Annotated in this window: 18 protein-coding genes; 1 reads left to right on the top strand and 17 read right to left on the bottom strand. The window is 44.0% G+C overall.

The features are described from left to right. Nucleotide 1: 1 nt before the first annotated feature. From ACZ42W_RS10075 to ACZ42W_RS10060, 4 genes are all read right to left on the bottom strand, one after another. The gene (locus ACZ42W_RS10075) at nucleotides 2-565 is read right to left on the bottom strand and encodes a TetR/AcrR family transcriptional regulator (RefSeq protein WP_464170442.1); all 564 of its coding nucleotides are present in this window, start codon (nucleotides 563-565) and stop codon (nucleotides 2-4) included. 138 nt (nucleotides 566-703) lie between these two features. Continuing rightward, nucleotides 704-1,408: a hypothetical protein gene (locus ACZ42W_RS10070; RefSeq protein WP_464170440.1), complete on the bottom strand. Its 705-nt coding sequence runs from the start codon at nucleotides 1,406-1,408 to the stop codon at nucleotides 704-706. Nucleotides 1,409-1,579: 171 nt separating this feature from the next. Further along, the gene (locus ACZ42W_RS10065; RefSeq protein ID WP_464170438.1) at nucleotides 1,580-2,935 is read right to left on the bottom strand and encodes an amino acid permease; all 1,356 of its coding nucleotides are present in this window, start codon (nucleotides 2,933-2,935) and stop codon (nucleotides 1,580-1,582) included. 186 nt (nucleotides 2,936-3,121) lie between these two features. Then, the gene (locus ACZ42W_RS10060; RefSeq protein ID WP_464170437.1) at nucleotides 3,122-5,575 is read right to left on the bottom strand and encodes a type IA DNA topoisomerase; all 2,454 of its coding nucleotides are present in this window, start codon (nucleotides 5,573-5,575) and stop codon (nucleotides 3,122-3,124) included. 224 nt (nucleotides 5,576-5,799) lie between these two features. Between ACZ42W_RS10060 and ACZ42W_RS10055 the strand changes: the two genes are divergently transcribed. Beyond that, nucleotides 5,800-5,982 (top strand): DUF1540 domain-containing protein, encoded by a 183-nt coding sequence (locus tag ACZ42W_RS10055; protein ID WP_464170435.1) that lies wholly within the window; start codon nucleotides 5,800-5,802, stop codon nucleotides 5,980-5,982. Nucleotides 5,983-6,070: 88 nt separating this feature from the next. Here the strand turns inward: ACZ42W_RS10055 and ACZ42W_RS10050 are convergent, their stop codons facing one another. The 13 genes from ACZ42W_RS10050 to ACZ42W_RS09990 all read right to left on the bottom strand — a co-directional run bounded on the left by ACZ42W_RS10050 (nucleotide 6,071) and on the right by ACZ42W_RS09990 (nucleotide 23,084). Beyond that, nucleotides 6,071-6,364, bottom strand: a complete 294-nt coding sequence (locus ACZ42W_RS10050) for a hypothetical protein (RefSeq protein ID WP_464170434.1) — start codon at nucleotides 6,362-6,364, stop codon at nucleotides 6,071-6,073. A gap of 132 nt (nucleotides 6,365-6,496) precedes the next feature. After that, entirely contained in the window at nucleotides 6,497-7,138 is a 642-nt protein-coding gene (locus tag ACZ42W_RS10045) for a lysostaphin resistance A-like protein (RefSeq protein WP_464170433.1), read from the bottom strand. A 130-nt stretch (nucleotides 7,139-7,268) separates the two neighbouring features. Beyond that, the gene (locus ACZ42W_RS10040; RefSeq protein WP_464170431.1) at nucleotides 7,269-8,600 is read right to left on the bottom strand and encodes a 5'-deoxyadenosine deaminase; all 1,332 of its coding nucleotides are present in this window, start codon (nucleotides 8,598-8,600) and stop codon (nucleotides 7,269-7,271) included. 176 nt (nucleotides 8,601-8,776) lie between these two features. Beyond that, nucleotides 8,777-11,395, bottom strand: coding sequence for a selenium-dependent xanthine dehydrogenase (gene xdh / locus ACZ42W_RS10035; protein ID WP_464170430.1), 2,619 nt, complete (start codon nucleotides 11,393-11,395; stop codon nucleotides 8,777-8,779). Nucleotides 11,396-11,423: 28 nt separating this feature from the next. Next, nucleotides 11,424-12,806 carry a dihydropyrimidinase gene (gene hydA, locus ACZ42W_RS10030; RefSeq protein WP_464170429.1) on the bottom strand — a complete coding sequence of 461 codons (1,383 nt, stop codon included), beginning with the start codon at nucleotides 12,804-12,806 and terminating at the stop codon, nucleotides 11,424-11,426. A gap of 48 nt (nucleotides 12,807-12,854) precedes the next feature. After that, entirely contained in the window at nucleotides 12,855-13,808 is a 954-nt protein-coding gene (gene arcC / locus ACZ42W_RS10025) for a carbamate kinase (protein ID WP_464170428.1), read from the bottom strand. A gap of 2 nt (nucleotides 13,809-13,810) precedes the next feature. Further along, entirely contained in the window at nucleotides 13,811-14,815 is a 1,005-nt protein-coding gene (locus ACZ42W_RS10020; protein ID WP_464170427.1) for an ornithine carbamoyltransferase, read from the bottom strand. 15 nt (nucleotides 14,816-14,830) lie between these two features. Then, nucleotides 14,831-16,030 (bottom strand): YgeY family selenium metabolism-linked hydrolase, encoded by a 1,200-nt coding sequence (locus ACZ42W_RS10015; RefSeq protein WP_464170944.1) that lies wholly within the window; start codon nucleotides 16,028-16,030, stop codon nucleotides 14,831-14,833. A gap of 166 nt (nucleotides 16,031-16,196) precedes the next feature. Continuing rightward, nucleotides 16,197-17,570, bottom strand: coding sequence for a PLP-dependent cysteine synthase family protein (locus ACZ42W_RS10010; RefSeq protein WP_464170426.1), 1,374 nt, complete (start codon nucleotides 17,568-17,570; stop codon nucleotides 16,197-16,199). A gap of 140 nt (nucleotides 17,571-17,710) precedes the next feature. Further along, nucleotides 17,711-18,973: a threonine synthase gene (gene thrC, locus ACZ42W_RS10005; protein ID WP_464170425.1), complete on the bottom strand. Its 1,263-nt coding sequence runs from the start codon at nucleotides 18,971-18,973 to the stop codon at nucleotides 17,711-17,713. A gap of 90 nt (nucleotides 18,974-19,063) precedes the next feature. Beyond that, nucleotides 19,064-20,392 (bottom strand): putative aminohydrolase SsnA, encoded by a 1,329-nt coding sequence (ssnA, locus tag ACZ42W_RS10000; protein WP_464170424.1) that lies wholly within the window; start codon nucleotides 20,390-20,392, stop codon nucleotides 19,064-19,066. Between the two features lie 43 nt (nucleotides 20,393-20,435). Then, on the bottom strand, nucleotides 20,436-21,647 hold the full coding sequence (gene preA, locus ACZ42W_RS09995) for an NAD-dependent dihydropyrimidine dehydrogenase subunit PreA (RefSeq protein WP_464170423.1): 1,212 nt from the start codon (nucleotides 21,645-21,647) through the stop codon (nucleotides 20,436-20,438). Nucleotides 21,648-21,737: 90 nt separating this feature from the next. Beyond that, nucleotides 21,738-23,084 carry a nucleobase:cation symporter-2 family protein gene (locus ACZ42W_RS09990; RefSeq protein ID WP_464170422.1) on the bottom strand — a complete coding sequence of 449 codons (1,347 nt, stop codon included), beginning with the start codon at nucleotides 23,082-23,084 and terminating at the stop codon, nucleotides 21,738-21,740. Between the last annotated feature and the right edge of the window lie 110 nt (nucleotides 23,085-23,194).

The raw sequence follows: 23,194 nt of genomic DNA, 5'->3' as shown, positions 1-23,194 counted from the left end.
ATTAGTTGTCCTCCCGACTTTCGAGAATTCCATGAAAGAAGAGTTTCTTCATTTGTTCGAGAAGCTGCTTTACAGTAATATCTTGGTTATCAAGTATTTTGGGATCAGCAGGCGTCATGAAAATATTATGAATAACTAGTATGATAATTGCAGGATTTAGATCTACGCGAATTTCACCAAGTTTCTGCCCCTGTTCAATAAGAGGAAAAAGGATCCCCTGCCGGAATTCGGCAAGTTCTTCAATTTTCACCTTCTCTTCGGGATAGTAACGATAAAGCTCGTCAACCAACTTCATTGGGATATCTTCGGGAGTGTACATAGTGAGCATAACTTCCAGCTTTTCCAGCCAAGTCAAGCGCTCTTCCACTTCTTCGCTAAACGTGCGTTTCTCAACGTCTACAATTCGGTCCACAATCTCACTAATGAGTTGATTTTTCGATTCAAAATACTTATAGATCGTCTTCTTACTCATTCCTAACTCGCTTGAAACATCATCCATGGTGAAACCCCGTAGCCCATATCGATTAATCAACTCATAGGATTTGTTTAATATGCGTTCCCTCAAATCGCCACTCCTCTCAAAGGAAACTATGTTAGTGTCTTAAGTTTCCAATAATAAATTGAACCTGTCAAGTACTATTAGATTTAATTTTCATCGGATCAACATAATAAGAAAAAGATGCATAAAATGCACCTTATCCTGTCATTGTCCTAATGATTTTACACGCTCTTGTCCTTCTTCGAGAATCTCTCCATTTAACAGCCAGCACGTTTTTTCAAGCCCTGTATTACCACCCTTAGGTTCCCCCCCAAGCTCGGGTGATAGAGTCTGACCCCTAAGTTCACGCAAAAGTCCCCAGATAAATAATTGCTTTAACCAATCTTGAAGAATCTCATTCTCAACCTTTGCATCCCTTGCCCACCTTGGCGTCCCTTTTAAATAGTAGTTTCTTCCACAATGCTTTTGTACGATGGTATTCCAGACTAAGATAAAATTTTGTGCCTCGGTAGCACGTATTCCTTCTTCCCAATTTCGAAGGACCTGTTCACGTAATACTCCCGTGGGCTTTCCATAGCAGGTTAAGTACAAAGATTCGTAGGAACCTCGAAATCGTTGTGCGTACTGCAAGAATTCCTTCTTAGCACGCTCGATACTATGGGGATGCATGACTAGACTGGCTACTTGATTCGAATTCTGTGAAGTCTTTGTCTGAGCGGCTTTATGATTGATCCTTTTTCTAACAACTTGAAGCTGTTTACTTTTATTTTTTGCTCTAATGGGGTGTGGCAATTGTGGATTATACGGAGGTTTATTCTGAGGTTTGTCGAGTAGGTAGTATCTCCTTGAGAAATAAAACAAAAGGATTATACCTAAAGCAACAAGGATACTATCCCATTGACTTCCCATACTCATACCCTCCGTTCTATTCTGCATTAGGCAAAAAGTAAGTCTGTTTCATCTTATTCAGAATTGGCTCGGTTTCTTCCTAGTCTGTTAAAAAACTTTCATTCAGTGAAATGTTCCCTCGAGTTTCCTATATATACAAAAAGGAAGCTCTATTTAGCTTCCTTAGATCGCTCAACGTGATAACTTGTATCCGACATACATGATAATCAACCATATGGGGCCAACATATAAAGCAATTCGCATATCCGGAATGAAACCCATGAGTACTACAAGCAAAGCGAGAAAGATTAACGCAATCGTGGATAAGACTTTGTGACTCGGCATCTTAAAGGTTAGATTGCGGACTTCTTCGGGAGTTTTTGATTGACGAAATTTCAGCTGAGATATTAATATGAGCGTCCAGACAATGATCACGGCAATCGTCGTAATTGACGAAGTGATAAGGAATACTTCTCCAGGCAAGAAATAGTTAAGCGCCACCGCTGTCATAATCAGGAGAGAAGAAAACAGTATGCCATTTTGAGGAACACCACTTTGACTTAGTTTAGAAAATACCTTAGGGGCATTTCCTTGCAAGGAGAGGTTATATAACATTCGACCTGTGCTGAAAAGTCCACTGTTAAAAGCAGAAAGTGCAGCCGTAATAACGACCAGGTTAATGATTGAAGCCGCTGAAGGTATCCCAATTCGATCAAAAATTAATACGAAAGGGCTTCCCTGGGTTCCAATCTCATTCCAAGGATAGAGTGCCATCGTTATGAGAAGAGCCGCCACATAGAAAATAAGGATTCTCCCTATGACATTATTAATCGCTTTCGGAATAGAACTTTGAGGGTTTTCTGCTTCTCCCGCAGTCACTCCAATCAGTTCTGCCCCACCAAATGAGAACATCACAAGGACTAAGGACAAAACCACACCTGATATTCCATTAGGCATAAATCCACCGTGAGCCCAGAGATTTGATAACCCAATAGCATGCTCGCTACCAATCCCTAGAATAAGTAGGATACCCGCGCCTATCATGCCCAAAATGGCGACCACTTTAATCAAAGCAAACCAAAATTCGAACTCTCCAAAGGCTTTTACATTTATGAGGTTTACACTCACCATCAGTAATAAGGCAACTAAAGCCGAAACCCAATGTGGGACACCTGGAAACCAATAATTAATATAACTCCCGATAACCGTAATCTCAGCCATCCCTGCGAAAAGCCAAAGGAACCAATAGGTCCACCCTGTCAAAAAACCTGCAAAGGGACCAATGTAGCGATAGGCATAAGCACTAAAAGAACCTGACATGGGTTCAGCAACCGCCATTTCCCCCAAAGCTCTCATGATGATGTAGATAATAAAACCACCGAGAATATATGCCAAGGAGACAGCTGGCCCACCCATTTTTATCGTTGTCGCCGAACCATAGAAAAGTCCAACTCCAATTGCTCCACCAAGAGCAATCATTTGAATATGACGCTCACTGAGCCCCCTTTTTAGCTCTTCTTGGCTGATTACGTTTTTGTCACTACTCATTCCTGCACCCCTACTGCTACTTTTATTACTTCATCTACTACTACGTCTCTATATTCGGAAACTGATCTAACTTTTATACACTTATACTATAGTCAGTATATATTAGCAAAAATAATAGTGGTTGTCATCTTACACTTATTTTTAGAAGCTTGTAGGATAAAAATTCTACTATCGCCACATCGGTTATTAACCTCTTGACTCGAATTCGAATTTAACTTTTCCTTCAACGGAATTCTCCCACACCAGGTAGGCGGAAAAACTTTTCCCACTCTTAGAGAGGAACCCTTTGATCAGGGCTGTCCTCCCCTTCTTGAGGAGACCTTTGACCTGGGATTTAGTGAGGACTTTTCCACAAATCGGGCTTTTCCAAAGAACAAATTTGCACCCTTGCCGCCAATTTAGGCAACCGTACCCCTTTTTTCCTTCGATAATGCCTCCACCACAGGCTGGACAGGTTCCTAGAGTTTCCGGAGAACTACTGTTCTTAGTCTCCTCGACCTTCTCATCTGCCTTTTGCTTGTGAGCACCCTCAGTCTTCGTGGTCCTCGTGGTCTTCGCAGTTTGCTTCGCCATCCTCGAATCCTTAGATACGTGAGTAGAGATTCCTTTTTTCATCGGAGCCAAAGAAATCGGTAGCTTCCCAAAGGATTTCTCGAATCCACGTAACTCCTCGATGATATCCCGAATCGCCTTTTCCACTTTAGCCATGTACTGATTAAGTTGCAGTTCTCCCCGCTCAACCTGAGCGAGTTCGTATTCCATCTGACCCGTCATTTCTGCGCTGATAAGTAAGCACGACTGTGGCAAGCGCTCCTTGATTAACTGAATCAGGCCAATTCCCTTTTCTGTGGGACTCAGGGTTTTCTGCTCCTGAATGAGATATCCTCGATCAAGAAGATTTTCGAGAGTGGCTGCACGAGTTGCTACAGTCCCCAAGCCTTTCCCTTTGAGCTGTTGACGAAGAATCTCATCTTCAATCTCTCTGCCGGCACTTTCCATGGCTTTAAGAAGTTCACCCTGCGTGTACCGTTTCGGAGGTTTGGTTTCTTTCTGCAACGCCTTACAGGAAAGAGTCTTTACCGATTCATTCTTTTTCAGCAGTGGCAGGTTCTCCGTATTTTTAGTTTCCTTTGTTTCACCCTTTATCTTCGACGTTTTCTCAACTTTTTTCCACCCGAGATCAAGTAGAATTTTTCCCTTGGTTTGAAAGGACTCCTCAGTGACTACGGTGATCACTTCGGTCTCCTTATAACGTGCAGGAGGAAACCAAACACAGAGAAAACGAAGAACGATAAGCTCCCAAATTTTCTGTTCATCAGGGGTTAGCTTATCTGGAGAAATTTTCTCTGTTGTTGGTATGATCGCATGGTGAGCAGTGATTTCGTTTATAACTCGTTTTCCATTCGGAAGAGGTCTTTCTAAGGCCTCTTGAGCCCATTGCGCATGAGGCCCTTGCTTTAGTGCGGCAAGGTGAGCGGGGAGCTTAGGTAAAATATCCGGGGGTAAAAAGTTACAATCTGTTCTTGGATATGTAATCGCCTTTTTTTCATACAGGGACTGTGCAATGGTGAGGACTTTTTCAGCCCCATAGCTGAAACGCTTGGAAGCAGTCACGGTTAGAGACGTTAAATCAAAAAGGAGTGGATGAGGTTCTGATACCTCTTTTTCCGTAAGCGATTGAACAATCCCCGCTTGGCCTTTAACTTTTGCAAGGATTTCCTCGGCACGTTTTAGATCCAACGAGTTTTTTTCTTCGCTCTCGCTTTTACTTTTCTCTATCTCCCTCTCTCCCGTTTTGCTCCTTTCAATTTTTCCATCTAACACAGTCTCTATCTCTTGGCCAACATTATGCTGCGCTCTTGCTTCCTCCGCTCCTTTTATCCCTTTGGATGCAGGATCGAACCATTTTCCTTTATAGATCCCCTGTGCAGCTTCGAACTCGGCTTCAAGTTCTACATACTGAACCGGAATGAAGTTCCGGATTGCCCATTCTCTCTCCACAACCAAAGCCAAAGTAGGAGTCTGAACTCGACCCATTGAAATGACATTCGGCTTTTTCCTTACTGGATCGAAACTTCCGAAAAGTGCTGTAAATCCCTCAGTTAGATTCATTCCAAAATCCCAATCCGCATACGAACGTCCGTAGCCTGCCTGTGCTAACCCTTCTACCTCATGAAACGGGCGTAACTTCGCCATTCCCTCCAGAATCGCTTCTTGAGTCAAAGACGAAATCCAAAGACGAAAAAGCGGCTTCTTACATTCAACTTCATCCCATACTTCTTGAAAAAGCAGTTGTCCCTCGCGGTCTGCGTCAGTTCCACAAATTACCTGGTCAACTTCCTTAGCTTTGAGGAGACGTGCAACGACGTGATATTGCTTACTTGTGTTTGCTTTCAAAGTGTGCCTGAATTCTCCCATTTGAGGTAATATCGGTAACCGATGAACTCCCCACCTCTTCCCTACTTTGTTTAGGTCCATGTAGGTTTCAGGTCGGTCTAATTCAAAAAGGTGCCCTATACACCAAGAAATGATATATTCCTCATTTTCAAAATATCCTTCGCCTTTGCCCCTTACTCCCAAAGTCTTTGCATATTCTCTAGCTTGAGAAGGTTTCTCGGCAATGATTAACGTCTTACCCACATTTTCACCCTCACTTGAGCTCTTTCAATGTACTCTACTCTTAACTTCTGATAATTTAATGATTGAGAATAATTATATCCTACTTCTATAAATTGTACATCTGAATAACTTTACAAAAATTCAACTCATAAAACTGCTTAATATGAGGAACATTATAGATTAGATTCAGGAACCCATTCAATTAAACCTATTTCAAAAAAAGAAAGAATAAGGAGGGCACTACTATGCCTGGACGCGTGGACAAAATCGATTCCCATATTCAAGGAATAAAATGTGTTGTTAATTCATGTCATTATTGGGGTCACGACCACTGCTTCGCTCAAGAGATTGAAGTCCAATCTCCCAATGCTAAGACCACTGAAATGACCGATTGTGCAACCTTTCTTCCCAATGGTAGCTTGACTTAACTATGTATTCCACCTGAATTTCCAAAAACCCTACTTTTCAACGCGAAAGAGTAAGAAGATAGCCTTCTTACTCTTTCTTTTTACCTGCCTATAAATGTGAGGTTTGATTATTATCAGGGCGTGAATCTTTTCGTTTTTGCTCAAATTGAACTAAACCATAACTCAACGGAAGCATGAAAATGGCAATTCCGACTTGAATCGGATCTTTTAAAAGTCCACGGCTAATTATTGACATGAGAAAAGCAATGGATAGTCCACTTACAACTGCAATCCCATCTGCTTTGGAGGCTTCAATCTGGGAGAATTCCTTTAAACCCCACCAAACGACTCCGGACACGCCGATGGCTAGGAACATACCGGGTAGCATAAACCAGCTAAACATATATTCTCCCCTAACATTTTTTCTAGATGAATTTACTCTTTCTTTTTATTATAGCGAATTCACCTAGAAAACTTATAGAGGAAATAATTTCAAATCCATCTTAGCCACATAGTGTTTTGTGGTAATTATATTCTATTGATCCTGAAACCCTGCCTGAATGAGAGGAAGGTAGAATTGCTTGGCTAATAATGTTGAACCGGTATTAAATATAAAATGTGCCCAGACGGATGCCCATAGTGTTCCTGTTAAAACATAAAGTGAGCCTAGGACAAGGCTAATCAAGAAAACTCCACTCATCAGAATCGGTTTTTTCAAATACCTAATATGCATCCCAGTGAAAATGAAACTCGTCAATAAAACTCCGCTTATTGAACCGATAAGTGATACAGTTACTGTCTGCATTACTCCTCGGACAAGAAGTTCTTCAGAAAAAGCCCCGAATAAAAACATGGGTATCAAGGTTCGCATGGGTAACGTTAGAAGGAGACGATTTATTCCCCCATCATCGAAAGCATTGAGTGAGAAAACCTTCCACGCTCCCCATTGCAGTCCAACCCCAAGAATAGCGACAAGAGTTCCCCCCATCCAAATTCCTAAAGGATCATCCAGCGAGAAAAATGCAGATAGAGTATAGCCCTGTCGTAGAAATATGAGCCATAGCAATAGAGCACCTGGAACGAATAATAGAATTTGCGAGAGCCAAAAGGAGGGAATTAGCTCCTTAGTCGTCAGATTTGAATACTTGTCATCGTATTTTTCTTCGTGATCAACCATGCGGTCCGCCTCCATGCATCTTGGTCAATACGGGAACATACTTCAGACCCTAATCGTATATCGGTTGAGGGTACAATACAAGATGAACAGAACGAATTTTTTGTTCCTTCCTTCGACTAAGACTACTTCTTTAGATAATTCCAACCCGTTTGAGCACTCTTTGTAGGCTCTTTGTTGACGTACGTTTTAGGTTTTGCTCATCGATTGTAAGTAACTTTCGATCCTGCATTACGATTTTTCCATTCACCATCGTGTGCCGAATATCTGTTGACTGGGCTTGATAAACCAGTTGAGCATAGATGTCACTATTTTCGTTTGGCCAAGTATGGAGCCCACTCAAAGTAATCACCGCTAGATCTGCTTTTTTACCCACCTCAAGACTCCCTATCTCTTCTTCTTTACCTAGGGCTCTTGCTCCACCAAGGGTTGCAAGTTCGAAAACCTTCTGTGAAGGCATACTCTTGGGCCCATGAAGCGGTTTATGTATCAGAGCTGCATGACGCATTTCCTGGAAAGCATCCAGATTGTTATTACAGGGTGCTCCATCCGCCCCTAGTGAAACTTCCGCACCACGGGAAAGTAATTCAGGAATTGGAGCTATCCCCGAAGCAAGCTTGAGATTGGAAGATGGGCAATGCACGATTCTTGTTTTACTTTGAATAAGAAGCTCTTTTTCTAACTCATCAAGCCAAATGCAATGCGCTAAAATCAGCTTTGGTCCCGTAAGCCCTACTTTATCGAGATAAACAATATTTCGCATCCCGCGAGTCTGCTCCACGACTTGGATTTCTCCTCGATTTTCTGAAGCGTGTGTATGTACGAAGGCTTTATTGTCACGAGCGCACTTTGATACTTCTTTTAGTAAAGTGTCAGTACAGGATATGACAAAACGAGGCGTGTAGGCAACTTCTAATAGACCGTTCCCTTTCCCGCTATACTTGTCATAGAGATCCTGGCTTTCCTGGAGTGAATCCCTCGTAGATTCTCTAAGGGACGCTGGTATATCATCATTCGGATCATCCATCATCACTTTTCCGGAGATTGCACGAATCCCACTGGTTAGAATAGCCTGAAAGGCATGCTGCGTATGATGCACAGTTTCCATGTCAACTATCGTCGTGGTCCCCCCTAGAAATAGCTCTCCAATTCCCAAGAGAGCGGAATCAAAAATTGATTCCGGATCATGTCCACCCTCTAAGGGCCAGATTCTAAGTCTAAGCCAATCCAGAAGTTCAAGGTCATCGGCCTGTCCCCGAAACAACGTTTGACAAAGATGAATATGAGTTTGTATCAATCCAGGGATGATAACATCTCCACTCAGGTCAATCACCTTGTCTGCCGGGTAATCGATTACTCCTCTAATTGCACTGATTCGCGAATCCTCTACCAGTAAATCGCCATATAACACGTCCCGTTGCGCATTCATGGTGACAATCCTTGCGTTTTTAAAAAGAATAAACATACTCTATTTCCCCCTCTTCAAAAGACAAAGCAACCCTATTGTTACCCATGAACAGAAAGTTTGCACATAGGAACAAATACCGGTTGCTTCTAAATTATTTCCGTTAGCATTTGTTTTTATTATTATTACATTTTATTATGTTCAATTTGTCCGTATTCCAGAATCTTTTCCGTTGCTCACTTTCGGTAAGGAGTTTCTCTAAGCGGTAACTGCACCCTTACCTTACCATCATACCGATAATAGGCGGATGCCACCGCAGCCGTAATCGGTATCGAGGAAATCTCTCCTACCCCTTTTGCACCGTAGCCAAGCAAGGAGGGGTTCTTTTCAATAACAATAACCTCGATTTCTGGTACATCCGTCGAGCGAAGAAGACCTAGAGTCCTATATCTTGCTGTGGGCACACCACTCTCCAACGGAAAATCTTCTTTCAAGGCAAATCCAAGGCCCATAACCACTCCGCCCTCAATCTGACCTTCTAAAGCTTTGGGGTTAATCGCACGCCCGACATCATGCGCGGCTACTACCTTCTGAACCTTCCCCTCTTTATCGAGAAGCACGACATGGGTAGCAAAGGAATATGCAACGTGGTTCATAGGATGTTCTTTATCGGAATCGATGGGGTCGGTTCTTCCGAAGTATTCTTCATAATATTCCGAACCTTCAAGTTCTTCCAAAGTTTTGTGCTGCAAGGCTTTTCGCAGTTTTAGGGCAGCTTGACGAGTGGCTTCTCCTGTAAACATCGTTTGGCGTGAGGCCGTTGTTGTTCCGGCATTAGGAGTTAGAAACGTATCAGGAGGCGCCACTTCTATCATTTCTGGGGGAAGCCCTGTAGCTTCATTCACTATTTGAATAATAATGGTTGATAGTCCCTGCCCGATACATTGAGCACTCGTATACACAACAGCTTTGTATATGTTTCTATTCTTTGTCTTATCATCTACAGATTTTACATGATCAAGATTCCTTGCTTCCACCTTAATCCTGACCCGCGAAATATCGGGAAGTCCAACCCCAATCCCTGTATTTTTCATAGCACAGGCGATGCCAGTATACGGATGAGATTCATATACTTCACGAACAGCAAGCAAGGTCTCCTTAATTGCTGTACCCTCATCAGCAATCTGACCTGTTGCATTCACCAAACCCGGCTCTAAAGCGTTCCGATAACGGATCTCCCAAGGGGAAATTCCGACCTTCTCTGCTAAGAGGTCCATATTGGTCTCGCAGGCAAACCCTGCTTGTGGTACTCCAAAACCCCGGTACGCTCCTGCAGGTGGGTTATTGGTATACACACAAAGCCCAGTGATATCGACATTGGGAACAACATACGGTCCACCTACATGAGTACAGGCCCGCTGTAAAACAGCTGAACCTAGAGAAGCATACGCCCCCGTGTCTGCAACAATCTTAGCCATCATCCCAGTTAGATTGCCTTTACTATCACAGCCCGTGGTCACTTCGAGTTCCATAGCATGACGTTTAGGGTGAACGAGTAGGCTTTCTTGACGTGTGAAGGTAAGTTTAACAGGTTTATTTGTTTTCATAGCGAGTAGTGAAGCGTGGTGTTGGACCGTGAGATCTTCCTTCCCCCCGAAGCCACCTCCTACATTTTTACTCACCACTCGAACCTTTTCTTGAGGCAGCTTAAGGATTGCTGCAATCCCATGCATATCATCATAGACACTCTGACTTGATACATGAACCAAAATTCCGCCATCAGTCTGTGGGATTGCTAATGCACTTTCTGGCTCCATGAAGGCGTGTTCTGTCGGCGGGGTTATGTAGCGTTGAGTCACAATATAAGCTGATCGGGATAAGGCCTCGGCTGCGTTGCCGCGTTGAATCTGAGTCGTACTGAGCAAGTTTCCCTTTGGATGGATCTTTGGAGCTTCATCTAAAAGAGCTGAGCCTGGGCTAACAAGTGGTTCTAATTTTTCATAATCCACTTTGATGAGTTCGGCCGCCGCTCGTGCTTCCTTTTTCGATCGCGCAGCAACAAGTGCGATCGCATCTCCGATATAGCGAGTCTCTTCGCCAACCGCAACTAAAGTGGGCCAATCATGGAAAATATGTCCCCAATAGCGCTCCCCTGGGATGTCCTCTGCAGTCATCACTGCTTCAACCCCTGGATGGTTTATGGCTTCGGTCTTATCAATCGATCGAACCCGTGCTCGTGGATACTTTGTCCTAACTACAGCCCCATAGAGCATATTCTCCGTATAGAGATCATCTACAAATTGAGCTTGACCCAATGTTTTTTCTACTGCATCAATCCTTACCACACTTGCTCCTACACCAGAACCTCCAGAGCCCTTCTTAACTGCTGACTCTGGTTCAATCTCTCCCCTTAGAGCCTTGGCCGCCAAGAGGATTCCCTGTTCAATTTTTACATAACCTGTACACCTACAGATATTTCCACGAATCGCTTCTTTAATATCCTTTACTGTCGGATTTGGCTTTTTATCAATTAGCGCTTTAGCACTGATAATCATCCCCGGGATACAGAACCCACACTGAACAGCACCCGCTTCAGCAAACGCCTTGGAATACGCCTCTTTTTCTCGTGCCGACAATCCTTCTACGGTCATTAGAATCTTACCACTCACTTTGGCGACCGTGAATAAGCATGCGCGCATTGCTTTACCGTCGACTAAAATCATGCAAGCCCCACAGGCTCCCTCGCCACACCCATTCTTGAGCGAGGTTATGTGGGCAACATCACGTAAAAAATCCAATAAGTTCATATCCTGACTCGTCGAATACATTTGGCTGTTAACTTCCAGAAGGAACATATTCACCACCCCTTCACACACGATATGGTTATGGGAAGTATGGCTTACGGGTAATATAGCTTCCAATGGGTTCAATGTTCTTTAATTTTCCATTCTCAACAACGTGACGCCCTCGTAAAAAAACATGATCCACTTTTCCGATCTGCTCAAAACCTTCGAAGGGGGAGTAATCGACATTCTGAACCTGATTTTTTGCAGTTATAATGGATCTTGCTTCCGAATTCCAAACTACAATATCTGCATCACTCCCCACCGCAATCGTTCCCTTCTGTGGGTAGAGCCCAAAGATTTTTGAAGCTTTCGTGGAGGTTAAATCGACGAACTGGTTCAAATTTATTTTGCCAACGGCAACCCCATAGGTATAAAGCAGACCCATACGATTCTCAACGCCTGGCATCCCATTAGGGATTTTACTAAAATCGTCTTTTCCAAACTCTTTTTGATCCCTATAATTAAAAGAACAATGATCAGTCGCGATCGTGTTGATGAGTCCAGATCGCAAACCCATCCACATGGCCTCTTGATCCTCCTGCTTTCGGAGGGGCGGGGAAATCACATATTGAGCCGCACAAAAGCCTATATTCTCGCTATAAAGTGAATCATCGAGCAGTAAGTATTGAGGACAGGTCTCTGCGTATGCTTTTACTCCCCGCGCTCTTCCCTTTACAACCTCCTGCAAAGCGTCTTCACAGGTTAGATGAACGATGTAAACGGGAGCATCGGACACTTCAGCAAGGGCCAATGCGCGTGAGGTTGCCTCCCTCTCAGCAAGTGCTGGCCGTGTCAAAGCATGATAATAAGGTGATTTCTTTCCGGATAACCTTGATTCTATAATTAAATGATTAATAATGTCCCCATTTTCACAATGAAGGCAAATTATCGCATGTGCCTTCTTACTATGACGAAAAGCTTCGAGTAAAATCTCATCATTAACTTGTAAGGTCCCTTTATAAGCCATATAGAATTTAAAGGAAGAGACCCCGGCTTGAACCAGTTGAAGCATCTCCTTTGCGACTTCTTCATTCCAATCGGTAATCGCCATATGAAAGGCATAATCTGAATAGCAGCGACTCTCTGCTTTTCTATGCCAATTTCCCAATGCTTCCGTTAGGGTTTCCCCTTTGAATTGCGTTGCATAATCTATAATCGTCGTTGTTCCACCGAGAATTGCCGCCTTTGTACCTGTAGAGAAATCATCCGCAGTTATCGTATTTCCGACAGGTAAGTCAAAGTGAGTATGTGGATCAATCCCTCCAGGAAACAATAAGCAGCCCTCCACATTAAAGACTTCATCTTCAACCTTGTGAATATCCTTGCCAATAGACACAATTTTGTCGTCATCAATGCGTAGGTCTGCTGAATAAGTGTCAGTGGCTGTAATGATTGTGCCACCCTTTAGAAGAATTCCCATAAGGTTCTCTCCTAGTCAATAATTTTTTGGAGAATATCTCAAGGCTATTTACAAGGGATAGATATGTGTACCCGTCGTTCCTAGTACTGCCTCTTTCAAAGACTCAGGGTTAGTAATAATCGCCTCTTTACCACCCTTTTCCAAGAAGTTAATGACGGCCTCGATTTTTGGCAACATACTTCCTGGAGCAAAATGGTTTTCCTTCACGTACTGTTTCAGCTCAGACAAGGCGAGATGATCCAAAGCTTTTTCCTCTGGCTTACCATAATTGAGGTAAACCTTTGCTACACCTGTGGAAATGATTAACATATCAGCATTGATCTCTGAGGCTAATAAGCTGGAGGCAAAATCCTTGTCAATAACAGCATCGATGCCCTTTAAGAATCCATCGGGGTCGCGAAGGACAGGAATTCCTCCTCCACCAACACCGATGACAGAGTACCCTTCTCGAACGAGATTAAGAATGATTTCCTTTTCGACAATCTCCTTTGGAAGAGGGGAAGGTACAACCCGACGATAACCTCGACCTGCATCGCTCACCATCACCCAGTCTCGGTTCACTCTTTGAAGTGCCTCTGCCTGATCTTTTGTATAAAAGGAACCAATTGGCTTTGTTGGGTTAGCAAAAGCTGGGTCCTCCGTTTCGACGACCACTTGAGTGACGACAGTCACTGCTTTCTTAGCTATCCCCCGTTTCTTATATTCATTGTCCAAAGCTTGCTGTATCTGATACCCAATTGCCCCTTGAGTATCCGCCCCGCAGCTTACCAAGGGTACGCGGTGCATTTGAGCGACATCTGTAGCAATCTCTGCTCTTCTAAGGATAAAGCCAATTTGAGGGCCATTCCCATGAGTAACAATAACTTCGAATCCAAGTTCGATCATTTCAGCTATATGTTTAGCTGTTTCACAAATTGCCAAATATTGATCCTCTACGCTTTGATGATCTTCATCTCGAATAAGAGAATTTCCGCCAATCGCTACCACAGCTAGCTTACTCATGATTACCTTCCACCCATCAAAAGTGTCATTACTGCTTTAGCTGTATGAAGCCGATTCTCTGCCTCATCATAGACAATAGAGTGAGGGCCATCAATCACAGAATCTTCAACCTCATTATTTCGATCAGCTGGTAAAGCATGCATATACATTACATTCTTATCCGCAAGGGCCATTTTGGCTTCCGTACACTTCCAAGACTTTTGGGCCGTAAGCTTATCGTCTACGACGACACTCGCTCCGACGGTAGTAGCGCCTGTTTGGTCGTTAACCCAGCTACCCCAGTTTTTCGGGATAACAATCTGTGCTCCCTCATAGGCCTCTTCTTCGTTATGGGTTACGGTTACAGTACCACCATATCGAGCAGCATTGTCCTTAGCCTGCTCAATGACCCAGTCAGGGAGTTCCCAACCTTTTGGATGAGCTAACACGACATCCATTCCATAACGTGGGAAAAGCAAGATCTGTGATACAGGGACTGAAATCGGCTTTTTGTGGCTTTCGGCATAAGCCCAAATGATGGAGACCTTTACACGTTTCAAATCTCCAATTTTCTCCTTCATCGTCATAAGGTCTGCAAGTGCTTGGAAGGGATGGTATAGATCACATTGTAAATTCATAATTGGTGCAGTAGACCATTTAGCCATTTCATTGAGGTACTTGTTACCAATGCCCCAGTTACAATACCGAGCTGCAATAGCATGACCAAAACGGGATAGGATAACCGCTGTATCCTTCGGTGTTTCCCCATGAGCGACTTGCATATTGCTTGCATCAAGGAAATTAGCATGCCCACCTAACTGAGCGATTCCAGCTTCCATAGAATTGCGGGTACGGGTGGATTGTTCGAAGAACATTAAAAACATAGTTTGATATTTTAGATAGGGCGTCGGAACTCCCATGGCAAACTTCTTCTTCAGATCTAATGAAACCTCGAGCATGGTGTCGACTTCTTCCTTGGTGAAGTCCTCTAGGTTGATAAAGTGGCGACCACGAAAAATGGATTGCATGTAACTGTTCCTCCTTTAAAAATCGACTCGCAGTAAATTCTCCGTCGCATCTGGCATGTTATCCGCATACTTCTTCACATAGATGCTCGGAATGACAGCATACATCGCTGCGGCATGAACAAGCTCCCTTTTCCAGGTTCTCTCATTTGGAGCGTGAGCTTGATCTTCATGGCCAGGACCGAAGCCGATGCAGGGAATTCCGTAACGACCCATGATAGATACTCCGTTGGTCGAGAACGTCCATTTATCTACAATTGGATCTTCATTGAACAGTCCTTTATAGGCATCTTCAAGAGTATCACATACGGGGTGCCCCTCTTCGATTAGCCAAGTGGGGAAATACGCATCGGTCGGATAAATCAGATGAGTGTAGGATGGTCGTTCGTATGTGTACATCGTGACTTCCGCGCTTGCGGCTTTTACTGATGGGAGATTTTTAATTTGTTGCAGTGCGTATTCTGAAGTTTCCCCAGCCGTTAGACGTCGGTCAATGGAAATCCAGCAGCTATCAGCTACAGCGCAACGGGATGGTGAGGTATGGAAAATCTCTGAAACCGTTAAACTTCCTTTTCCAAGAAACGGATGATACGTCAGGTTCTCATGTAATGCTCGGAGGTCTAGAAGGATGGGAGCCATCTTATAAATCGCATTATCCCCACGTTCGGGGGCCGATCCGTGGCAACTTACTCCCTTTGTTATAACCTTTATCTCCATACGCCCACGATGCCCCCGATAAATCTTTCCATCCGTTGGCTCCGTAATCACCACGAACTCGGGCTTCAGCTTATCCTCGTTAATTATGTATTGCCAGCACAGTCCATCACAGTCTTCTTCCTGTACCGAGCCAATAACAATCAAGGTATAGTCCTCTTCTAACCCTAAGTCCTTTATTATTTTCCCGGCATAGACCATTGAAGCCATACCGCCTTCTTGATCACTTCCGCCCCGTCCAATAATAATTTCCTCGTCTTCAAACCCTTGATAGGGGTCATATTGCCACAAGGCAGGGTCCCCGACTCCTACGGTATCTATATGCGCGTCCATTGCAATGATATGTTTGCCCTGCCCTATAGTGCCTAAAATATTTCCCATTGGATCAATAACAACCTTATCAAAGCCTACTTTTTCCATCTCTTCTTTAATCCGCAAGACCATTTTCTCCTCATTACAGCTCTCACTAGGAATAGAGATAAGATCGCGTAAAAATCGACTCATCTCTGGCTCGTACCTTTTTGCCAGCTCCAAAACGCTTGCAAATATTTCCAAACCAAATCCTCCTTTCATTTAAGTAATACTAAGAGTAACTCAATAGCGTATCTTCTCCGGGACGATAGGCCGATTGTCTTAAAGACAATCACACTTATTTGTTAGCCTTTCGACCTTAGCGTGGAGGTTCTCCCGATCTTAATCTGATGATTTCCTTGTTATACCGCTCAACTTTTTCATACTCGGATTCCCAGAACTCCTCCGTGCGCATGAGTGAAAGATATTCCTTGCTGTATCCGAAGGGAAGCCAATCCTTTTCTTTCTGCTGATAGAGTTGTTCCTTTGCTTTTGCACTTCGAAAATCGTAAATATTCTCAGTGTTCATCTTAAGGAAGATATCGCGTGCCCAACGCTTTAGAACGTAGTTTTCCGTTTCCAGATAGCGATTTTCCAGTTCTTCTATCACTGAGGGATATCGATCAAAGCCATCCGTTGCAATCGTGACTACATTATCATCCGGGCCGAGCTTCAGATAGTGGGCCATTTTAATCGCCCCAAGTATATTACAAATCCCCGAGACACCAAATAAATCCTTTAATTCATGGGCTTGGGTTTTCGCGACTCCTAACTCCGCCAATACTTCAGCTCCATCTTGGGTAATCTTCAGACCCCGAACTGCGTCGTCATCTGGAATGAGTGCAACAAAATCGGTCGTATTTATGTTATGAATAAGGGTGCACATTTTATCTCCAATCCCCTCGATTCGATGCTGCCCACGTCCCCCATCCGCTAGGGTTGAACATTCGTAAGGCTCTAATGCAACAATCTTTGCTTCTGGAAAAACCTTTTTGATTTGATCTCCTGCTGCAATCGTCCCAGCTGACCCGGGCGCTGAGGTGAAGCAGGCAACTCGGCTGTTTCCAATTCCCTTTACTGCCTCGATGGCAGAATTTCCAGTAACATATCGGTGAAAACGATAATTAGGCATGAGCTCGAATTGAGCCAGTGGGCGATTTTTAGGATTCTTCTTTAACTCATATGTTCTCTGCAATGTTAGGATCACATCTGACTCTGTCCCCGGTGTCAAATCCAGCTTAGCCCCATACTTGCGAATCCTGTCATAACGCTCCTTACTCATGTTATCTGGCATAATCACCACCGCTTCGTAACCCATGAGATTACAGATATACGAAACTCCAATTCCGAAATTCCCAGTTGAAGGACCAAGTATCGTATGCTCACCCGGAAGAATTTCCCCGTCAACACAGCCCTCAATCAGTGTGGCGTAAGCTGGTCCAACCTTATGAGATCCTGATGGGAAATACTTCCCTAGCATCACAACGATATTAGCTTCTGTTCCTGTCAATTCCTTAGGGAGTACGATCTTACGCACTTCACCCTTTTCATCTTTCCATGTGATGTTAAACAGGTTGATCGAGTCTAATTCATTCGTTTCTTTTGCTTTTAACGCTTTTGCTCGGATTTCAGGAGCTATTGTTTCAGGATGAAGCATTTCGTGATAGGTAGGACCAAAAGGAATTTTAGTCATACATTTTCTCTCCTCTCAAGAACAACACTTGTTCAGACAAAACACTGATCTAAAAACCCTGCAAAAGGCCTAATAATCTAGAATATCTAAATAGACTAGATACTCCAAAGCGTAGCTTTTCACACAGGCTTTCTCATCATTTAGAAGCTACTCGAAGGATTCACCCCTATCTTCCCAAACTCGGAAATCAGGGTTGAAAGGGATGGCTCAACTTTAACTGCTTCTCCAGCCGCAGCTATCGCATTCTTTACATCCTTAAGTCCGTTGCCAGTGACAATCGCGACCACCTTCTCAGCGGATTGAATCTTCCCTTTTTCAACAAGCCGCTTTAACCCTGCAATTCCAGTTACTCCAGCAGGCTCACCAAAAATCCCACTCGTTCTCCCCAGTTCTCGCATGGCCTCAAGAATCTCTTCATCACTTACTGCTACCATGGTCCCGCCCGACTCATGTACTGCCCGCAAAGCCTTTTCTGGATTGCGAGGTACTCCTACAGCTATGCTATCTGCAATCGTATTCTCCCCCGTTGGACGCCAAGGACGATCCTCTAGATAGGCGTCGACTAAGGGACTGCATCCCATGGACTGAACTCCTAACAACTTAGGCAAGCGATCAATCCACCCCGCATGATAGAAGTCTTTAAATCCCTTCCATACTCCTGCGATTGTGCAACCATCTCCTACGGATAGCACTACCCAATCAGGAACTTCCCAGCGAAGTTGCTCTGCAATTTCTAAGGCAACGGTTTTCTTCCCTTCTACGAGGTAAGGATTGATGGCGGCGTTCCGGTTATACCACCCCCAGCGTTCTATCGCTTCTGCAGATAACCGAAAGGTGTCTTCGTAGGATCCTTGCACACTAATTACATTGGCTCCGAAGATAAGAAGTTGAGCAATTTTACCCTGTGGTGCTCTCCCAGGGACAAAAATATAGGTTCTCAGTCCCATTGCCGCTGCACTTCCGGCCAAAGAAGAAGCAGCGTTCCCTGTGGAGGAGCAGGCTATAGTTGTCGCGTTTTCCTCAAAGGCTTTGATTACCGCAAGGATTGAAGCCCTGTCTTTTAACGAAGCTGTGGGATTTTGTCCATCATCCTTAACATAAAGATTATTCATCCCAAGGCTCTTCCCTAATTCGCGAGGCTTATAAAGCGGACTCCCACCAACTCGCAGGTGAGGTCGTGGAGTATCCGGTCTTATCGGAAGAAAAGGCAGATATCGAAACATGGACGAATCTCTCGAGTTCTCCACCTGTACCCTTGAGGACATCCGGTTAATTGCCTTATAGTCATACTCCACATCGAGTATTCCCTCTTTACTTCCACAGCTAGGGCAGGTATAAATTCCTGGTATAGCCGGTAACTCTTTCCCACAATGGATACATCGCAAGCCTAGTACATTCTCCAAGATATAACCACCTTCAACTTTCCACTAAGATTAACCATGAAGACCCCATCTTTTTCATCCCTGATTATTCTGCGTAGAAGCTCTGGGCGTCTACAGCCTCTTCCAAAGCTTATGAGCCAACTCTCTTGATCGAGCACAAACCGCTTCTTCGTCAATTCCCACCAGTTCACGCTGGAGCATCCGTACCTGTCCGTTTACAATCGTGGTCTCAACCGCACGTCCAGAAACCCCAAAAAGAAGATGCCCGCTCCAATTGACCTCATTCAGTGGTGTAAAAGGTATATAATCTACAACAATTAAATCAGCCCATGCCCCAGCTTCCAGAGTACCAAACGTCCCGCCAAATAAACCTTCAGCGATGCGTGGATTATTAGCATAGAGCATCTGGGGAACTTCTCCCCACGCCACACTAGGGTCAGCAGCAGAATGCTTCAGGAGGACATTGGCAACCTTTGCACTTTCAAACAAATCACAGGTATATCCGTCCGTTCCCAAGCCAACCTGAACACCCTGACTCATGAGTTTTAGAATTGGGGCAGCTCCCACTGCATTCCCCATGTTCGATTCAGGATTGTGTATAACGTGAGTCTTTGTTTCCTTTAGGATTTCGATCTCTTTGTCATTGATATGAACACAGTGAGCTGCAATAGTTTTTGGCCCTAATATCCCAAATTTATCTAAACGTTCAACCACCCTTAGACCCGATTTAGCCAAACTATCCTTTAAATCTTCCACTCCCTCAGCAACGTGGACGTGATAGCCTGTGTCATAGGGGGCCACGGCCTCCTTGCATAGTTCAAGCGTACGATCTGAAAGTGTGAGTGAAGCATGAAGTCCGAAAAGTGCTGCAACCATGGGATCAGACTTTGCCTTGCACGTGGCAATAAATTCAGCATTTTCTTCAATACCTTCCTTGGAAACCCTTACACCGTCTCGATCTGAAACTTCATAACAGAGCGCTGCTCGTACCCCAACTTCTTTTGAAGCCTTTGCCATTGTATTCAGGCTCCCTTTAACCGCCATAGGGCTTGCGTGATGGTCGATAATCGTAGTCGTTCCTGTTTTAATACACTCAATCAACGGGATGAGTGCACTATAGTAAACATCTTCCATTGTTAATAACTTATCAAGCTTCCACCAAAGTCCCTCAAGAATATCTCGAAAACTTTTCGGCGGCTTGCTTTTTGAATCCATTCCCCGTGCAAACGTGCTATAGAGATGCATGTGAGAATTAATCATACCCGGCATAATCAGCTTGCCACGGGCATCGATAAATCGTACCTGAGGAAAACGCTTTTTTAAATCGTCCGTTAAGCCTACCTCTTGGATAGTTTTATCTCGGATTAATACCGCACCCTCAGGGATGACATGATTATTCATACCTAACGTTAGGACTGTTCCATTTCCTATGAGAAGCATTAGGCCCTCCCCCTTAATCGAGCAAAATAAATCATTGGGCGATTTATGTTATGCCTGATAATTCGCTTACGGGTTTTACTAAGACGATTGCACTCTGTGAGCAAAAGGCCTTACAAATTCCGCAGCCCCTACAATGACTGATATCAATTTTCGGAACTTCTCCCTCAAACCACTTGATCGCATGATGTCCTCCTGCTTGACAAGCAGCATAACATTGTCCACACCGGCGACATCGGCTCTGATCAACTTTGGAAACTACTTGTATTCCCCTGGGCAGATAAGTAAGATCCACCAAGTAAGGTAACGATTTCCCAATAATACTTGATAGATTTTGGAACTTCTTCTCTTCGAGCCATTGGGTGAGACCTTCAATATAATCGCGAATAATGTTCGTCCCGTAATGAAGTACGGCGGTACAGATTTGTAAGGTCTTTGCACCCAATAGAAGAAATTCAGCTGCATCTTGCCAAGTCATAATCCCGCCGCTTCCAGCAATATCGACATCGACTTTCCGTGCAATTTCAGCTGTACAACGTAAGGCCACCGGTTTCAAGGCTGGACCAGATAATCCACCTACCGTGGACAATCCTCCAACATTAGGGATTGGAATTAGGTTATCTAGGTTAACTCCAACAATGCTTTTTAGGGTGTTAACAGCACAGACTCCGTCCGCCCCTCCGTTTTTTACAGATTGAGCAGCTAACGCAATATCCGTAATTTGTGGTGACAGCTTCATGACAACAGGTTTATCTCCAACACTTTCTTTAACCCAATAGGCAATCTGCTCCATTGCTGAAGGTTCTTGCACGTAAGGTCCTAAATAGCCTTCCGACCCATGCGGGCAGGAAATACTGCATTGGATCATGTCTACGCCGGCCTTAGCTAAACTGCCAGCTAATAATTGCCACTCTTCCTTCTTGCGCCCCATAATGCTAGCAATAACAATTTTATGGGGGAAGCGTTCTTTCAAATGTTGAATGCGTGTTTCAAGGATTTCCAAAGAAAGCTCTGATACTAAATCTATATTTTGTAAGGCGATAAAATAACCCAATCCATCTTCTACTTTGTTGACAAGAGGATAAACACGACTCACAATGCTAGATTCAAAGGATATCGTCTTAAAGACTGCACCTGCCCACCCTGCTTCAAAAGCACCTACTAATTGCTCTAAGTTATCAGTACAAGGCGAAGGGGCTAATACAAATGGATTTTCGAACCGAAGACCGCAAAAATCTACGGATAAGTCTACTGCCATTCTATGTCACCTCTTCGCTGTCAATACGTTTCCCTACACTATCCTAAATGGAGTAAGGGTGGGAAAGCTAAGCTCTCCCACCGGGATTTCTTAACCCAAATCAATCCCTGAATTAGACGTCAAGTCCTTTTTTACATCCTCATTCGAGCCTCCGCCGTTAAAGAAGGCATTTAATATTATTGCGGTAAGAGAACCGAGTGTAATCCCACTATGTAGAATCGTTTGGCTCCAACTTGGAAAGTTTTTAAAGAAGTCTGGTGCGACTAGAGGAATAAGGCCTATTCCGATACTGATAGCAACGATGAACAAATTGTGTTGATTCTTGACGAAATCAACTTTAGATAGTGTCTTAATCCCACTTGCTGCGACAATACCAAACATTGCAATTCCGGCACCCCCGAGCACCGCTGGGGGTAAGGAAGCAATAATCGTAGCTAACTTAGGGAATAAGCCCAGGGCTACAAGTATAAAGCCTGAAGTAGCTACCACGAAACGGCTCTTAACACCGGTTAAGCCTACTAGACCAACATTCTGAGCAAAGGCTGTATAAGGGAAGGCATTGAGCATTCCACCAAGCATTGTGGCTAGACCATCTGCCCTTAGTCCCCGGGTCAGGTCCTCTTCCCCAATCTCTTTCTCTACCATTTCCCCAATGGCCAAAAAGTCACCGGTAGATTCTACCATAACGACCAGCATAACCAGAATCAATGCAATAATAGCTCCTATATCAAAGGTAGGCATTCCGAAAAAGAAGGGAGTATCGATCCCGATCCAGGGAGCTGAGCTCACACCACTAAAGCTGACTAAACCGAGGGGAACCGCGATAATCATTCCGACAAGAAGCCCTAGCAAAACCGCGATGTTCGCCATAAATCCTTTGAAATATTTGTTGATTAACAGTATCGCTAAAAGAACAATTCCAGCAACCGCTAAATAGGTCAATGATCCATACTGCTTGTTTCCCACTCCACCTGCGGCCCAGTTTACGCCAACCGGAAGAAGGGAAACCCCTATCACAGTAATAACACTTCCTGTAACTACGGGTGGGAAAAAGCGTAGTAGCTTACTAAAGAAAGGGGCTATTAAAAAAGTTACGAGACCTGCAACAATCACAGCTCCAAAAATTCCAGTCATTCCATCCGCTTTAGCAATCATCACCATTGGAGTCACTGCTGCAAATGTGACTCCTTGAATTACAGGGAGTCGTATCCCTAATTTCCAAAAACCAAGAGTTTGAAGTAGAGTGGCGAGGCCACAAGTAAACAAATCCGCATTGATTAAAAAAGCCGTCTGTTCTTTTGTGAGTCCTGCTGCAGCCGCAATAATTAACGGAACCGCTACAGCTCCAGCATACATAGCCAAAACGTGTTGCAATCCATAGAGAAATAGTTTCCCACCAGGGAGCATCTCATCTACCGGATGCTTGGTATTTGCCATTCAATCCCCTCCTAGTTAGTATCTTTTCGAAACTATAAATGGAGTTAAACGATTTTCCTCATTCTCACCTCCTTAATAGTCTCTTGCCCTCTGAAGTAACACTGTAAAGA

The sequence above is a fragment of the Desulfitobacterium elongatum genome, assembly GCF_055378975.1.
The sequence above is the reverse complement of the archived record's forward strand: the minus strand, read 5'-3'. Positions and strand labels throughout refer to the sequence as shown.